Raw genomic sequence first — 4,183 nt, forward strand, 5'->3', positions numbered from 1 at the left:
ACTCAGAGGGCCCCGGCCGTGGTCAAGCAGACCGGGGAAGCCAACCTGGCCACCAAGATGATGCAGGCGCTGCGGCCTGGATCAGGACCGGCGAAGCCGGCCGGCTCATTGACGATCGGGCGCGCCAACGACAACGACATCGTCATCCAGGACGTGTTGGCCTCGCGTCATCACGCGTTCCTGGTCGAAACCCCGATCGGCACCGAGATCCGCGATGCACAAAGCATCAACGGGACGTTCGTCAACGGCGTCCGGGTGGGCTCAGCGGTCCTCAGCGAGGGCGACGTGGTCACCATCGGCAACGTCGACCTGGTCTACAGCGACGGCACCTTGATCCGTCGCACCGAAGCCGCGACCCGCTCCGGCGGTCTCGAGGTGAACTCGGTGCACTTCAAGATCGACGGCAAGGAACTGCTTGACAACATCTCGCTGACCTGCCGGCCGGGGACACTCACCGCCATCATCGGTGGATCCGGTGCGGGCAAGACCACGCTGTCCCGGCTGATCGCCGGGTATACCCGCCCCAGCTCCGGCTCGGTCACCTTCGAGGGCCATGACATTCACCGCGAGTACGCGACCATGCGCAGCAGAATCGGGATGGTTCCGCAGGACGACGTCGTGCACCGCCAGCTGACCGTCAACCAAGCGCTCGGATACGCCGCCGAGCTGCGGTTGCCCCCCGACACCAGCAAGCAGGAACGCGCCCAGGTGGTGGCGCAGGTGCTCGAGGAACTGGACCTGACCAAGCACGCCGATACCCGGGTGGACAAGCTGTCCGGTGGGCAACGCAAACGCGCCTCGGTGGCACTGGAACTGCTCACCCAACCGTCGCTGCTGCTGCTCGACGAGCCGACCTCCGGTCTGGACCCGGCGCTGGACCGTCAGGTCATGCTGATGCTGCGGCAGCTGGCCGACGCCGGCCGGGTGGTACTGGTCGTGACGCACTCGGTGTCCTACCTCGATGTCTGCGACCAGATTCTGCTGGTGGCACCCGGCGGCAAGACGGCCTTCAACAACTCGCCCGACCAGGTGGAAGCCGCTTTGGGAACCACCAACTGGGCGGACATCTTCGCCAACGTGGGCGCCGACCCCGACGAAGCCAATCGCCGCTTCATGGAAAGGAAGGGCGATAGACAACAGTCGCAAGCCGTGCGGGCTGCGGAGGCCCCGGGGGACCTGGGCGCGCCGGTGCACACCGACCTGCTGCGCCAGCTTTCCACGATTGCGCGTCGTCAGGTTCGACTCGTCGTCTCCGACCGTGGTTACTCGGTGTTCCTGGCGGTCTTGCCGTTCCTCATCGGTGCATTGTCGCTCACCGTCAAAGGCCCCATGCCCGGACTCGGTCCCGCCGACCCACTCGGTGCGGCGCCTACCGAACCCCAATACATCATGGTCCTGCTCAACATCGGGGCCGTCTTCATGGGCACCGCGCTGACGATCCGCGACCTGATCGGCGAGCGCCCGATCTTCCGCCGAGAACAGGCGGTCGGGCTATCCACCACGGGCTACCTGCTGGCCAAGATCGCCGTATTCTTCGTCTTCGCGACCATCCAGGCGGGAATCGCGACCGCAATCGTCAGACTCGGCAAAGGCGCGCCGACCGCGCATCCGCCGTTCTTCGGCAGCGCCACCTTCTCGCTGTTCGTCACCGTCGCAGGCACCTGCGTCGCCTCGGCGGTCCTCGGCCTGTTGCTGTCGGCGATAGCGCAATCCAACGAGCAGATCATGCCGCTGCTGGTGGTGTCGATCATGTCGCAGCTGGTGCTCGCCGGCGGGATGATCCCGGTGACCGGCCGGGCGGGTCTCGACCAGCTGTCGTGGCTGCTGCCCGCACGTTGGGGTTACGCCGCCGGGGCGTCGTCGATCGACTTCCCGAACCTGGTAAAAGTCAAGCAAATCCCGACGAACGATGCGCTGTGGCAGCACTCGAAGCACATCTTCCTGCTCGACATGGGGATGCTCGCCCTGCTGTCGGTGTTCTACTCGCTGTTTGTTCGCTGGCACATTCGGTTGCGGCGCTAGCGCTGGCGGCGACCCGCTTCGCCCGGCTTCCAGCCGCGCTCGCGATCGCCTAACCGGTCGCGGTCAGGCTCTGCAGCGCGTACTCGCTGATCGCGATCAACGCATCCGTCGCTGATTTGCGGTCCCGCGCGTCGATGTTGATCACCGGAATGTGATCGGGCAGGGTCAGCGCCTTGCGGACCTCGGCGACGGGAAACCTGGATGCGCCGTCGAATTCGTTGACAGCGATCAGAAACGGCAGCTTGCGGTGCTCGAAGAAGTCGACCGCGGCGAAACTGTCCTGCAGCCGCCGGCAGTCGACCAGGATGACCGCGCCGATAGCGCCGCGCACCAGGTCGTCCCACATGAACCAGAAACGGCGCTGCCCCGGGGTGCCGAAGAGGTAGAGCACCAGATCTTCGTCCAGAGTGATTCGGCCGAAGTCCATCGCGACGGTGGTGGTCCGCTTGAGCGGAGTGGCCTCGAGCATGTCGACACCGGCGGAGGCGTCGGTCACCATCGCCTCGGTGCGCAACGGCATGATTTCCGAGACCGCCCCGACGAAAGTCGTTTTCCCGGCGCCGAACCCGCCCGCGATGACGATCTTCGTCGAGGCGGCATCGCGCCTCTCAGAGTGCTCGTAAGCCACGGAGCGTCCTTCCTATCAGTTCACGGCGTTCGTCGCGGGTCGAGCGCTCGGTCAGCGTCGCCTGCACCTGAAGATAGCCGGACGTGACCAGATCACCGACCAGCACACGCGCGACACCCAGCGGCAGATCCAGCCGCGACGAGACCTCGGCGACCGACGGCCTCTCGACGCACAGTTGCACGATCTTGCCCCGCACGTCGTTAGGCGGCCACTGGTGGAACAGGGCCGACTGCAGAGTCTGCAGCGGCGCTTCCAACGGGAGGTCGACGGTGGTGTCGGTCCGTCCGGCGGTCAACGTGTAGGGACGGACCAGACTCGCCTCATGCTGGGGGTCCGGCGGCTCGGGTGCGTCCATCGCGGCTCACGAATGCAGCGGTGCGCGCCGGGACGACTGCACCACGCCGCCCACCCGTTCGACGAGGATGGCCATTTCGTAGCCGATCTGCCCGATGTCGCACGACGGCGAGGCCAGCGTCGCCAAATGCGAGCCGTCGCCGACGCGCATCAGCAGCAGATATCCGTTCTCCATTTCGACGACCGACTGCAACACCTGGCCGCCTTCGAACAGCTGCGAGGCACCCGAAGCCAAGCTGGCCAGCCCAGAGGCAACCGCCGCAAGTTGGTCGGCTCGGTCGGTTGGCAGGTGTTCGCTCGCGGCGATCAGCAGCCCGTCGACGGATACCAACACGGCATGCGCCACGCCGGAAACCTCCCGCGCGAAATTGGAGACGAGCCAGTCCAACGAGTTGTCGTGGGGCGGGTTGGTCATCGTATTTGTCATTCCGATTCAGGTCCTTGTGAGTCGCGGGTCTGCGATCGGGCCGCGCGCACGCCACCGAAATGGCTGCTGATCGAGGCACGGACCGCATCGGGGTCGCGCCCCGGGGCGTGATGCCGCCCGGGATGGTATCCGCCGTTGGAGGCCATCCCGTTGCGGTCGTCCGCCCCGCGGTGCTTAGCAGCTTCCGGTCCTTCCGGCGTCGCCGTACCCGGCACCAACCGGGCCCCGGGTTCACGCACCGGCAGACCGTGATCGGTGTGCGCCGAGATGGGCACGTTTTCGACTTCCGCCGCCGCCGACCAGCCGTGATCCCATACCGACTTCCAGTCCAGATCGGTGCTGTGCGCCAGCTCGCGCGGATCGACCAGCCACTCCGAGAGCATCCGCTGGTAGATGAGGTCGTCTTGATCCGGAAGCTCGGCCGCTACCTGCGGAAACGCGGCGACGACCGGTTCGGATTGCCTGCCGGCCGCACGCGACCGCGACGAGAAATACGCAGCGGTGTTCGAGACGGTCGCGGCGGCCGGCTCTTCGGGAGCCGGAGTTGGAACGCCGGTGATGCCGCTGGATCCGGGGCTGCGGCGCGGCAACAGTGGGATCGGCGAGGGACGCGAGGTGTTGCCTTCGGAGGAGCCGACTGGGGTCTCGACCAGGGCGGTGTCAGCCTCGGCGTACGGCGGACCCGCGTCCGGCACCGACTCCGCTGACCCGCCGGCGTCTGTTGCCGGCCGCGGCGCGGCGTCATCCTCGCC

General features: G+C 66.7%; 4 protein-coding genes and 1 pseudogene. 1 reads left to right on the forward strand and 4 read right to left on the reverse strand.

Annotated elements, in window-relative coordinates:
- Nucleotides 1-2,022, forward strand: a 2,022-nt coding sequence (locus tag WA317_RS12400) for an ATP-binding cassette domain-containing protein (protein WP_425173312.1), incomplete at its 5' end; no start/stop codon positions are given.
- 49 nt (nt 2,023-2,071) lie between these two features.
- Here the strand turns inward: WA317_RS12400 and WA317_RS12405 are convergent.
- The 4 genes and pseudogenes from WA317_RS12405 to WA317_RS12420 form a co-directional block, all read right to left on the reverse strand.
- Nucleotides 2,072-2,650 carry a GTP-binding protein gene (locus tag WA317_RS12405; RefSeq protein WP_425173313.1) on the reverse strand — a complete coding sequence of 193 codons (579 nt, stop codon included), beginning with the start codon at nt 2,648-2,650 and terminating at the stop codon, nt 2,072-2,074.
- Nucleotides 2,631-3,005, reverse strand: a complete 375-nt coding sequence (locus tag WA317_RS12410) for a DUF742 domain-containing protein (RefSeq protein WP_425173314.1) — start codon at nt 3,003-3,005, stop codon at nt 2,631-2,633. The genes WA317_RS12405 and WA317_RS12410 overlap by 20 nt, the downstream gene beginning before the upstream one ends.
- Nucleotides 3,006-3,011: 6 nt before the next feature.
- On the reverse strand, nt 3,012-3,419 hold the full coding sequence (locus WA317_RS12415) for a serine protease inhibitor (protein WP_425173315.1): 408 nt from the start codon (nt 3,417-3,419) through the stop codon (nt 3,012-3,014).
- 8 nt (nt 3,420-3,427) lie between these two features.
- Nucleotides 3,428-4,183: pseudogene (locus tag WA317_RS12420) on the reverse strand (ATP-binding protein); the annotation flags it as partial.

It is taken from the genome of Mycobacterium sp. (assembly GCF_049802695.1).
Lineage (GTDB): Bacteria > Actinomycetota > Actinomycetes > Mycobacteriales > Mycobacteriaceae > Mycobacterium.

Excerpts from the sequence above, each read along its gene's own strand:
- WA317_RS12410 (WP_425173314.1), bottom strand. The coding sequence starts at position 3,005 with ATGGACGCACCCGAGCCGCCGGACCCCCAGCATGAGGCGAGTCTGGTC.
- WA317_RS12415 (WP_425173315.1), bottom strand. The coding sequence starts at position 3,419 with ATGACCAACCCGCCCCACGACAACTCGTTGGACTGGCTCGTCTCCAAT.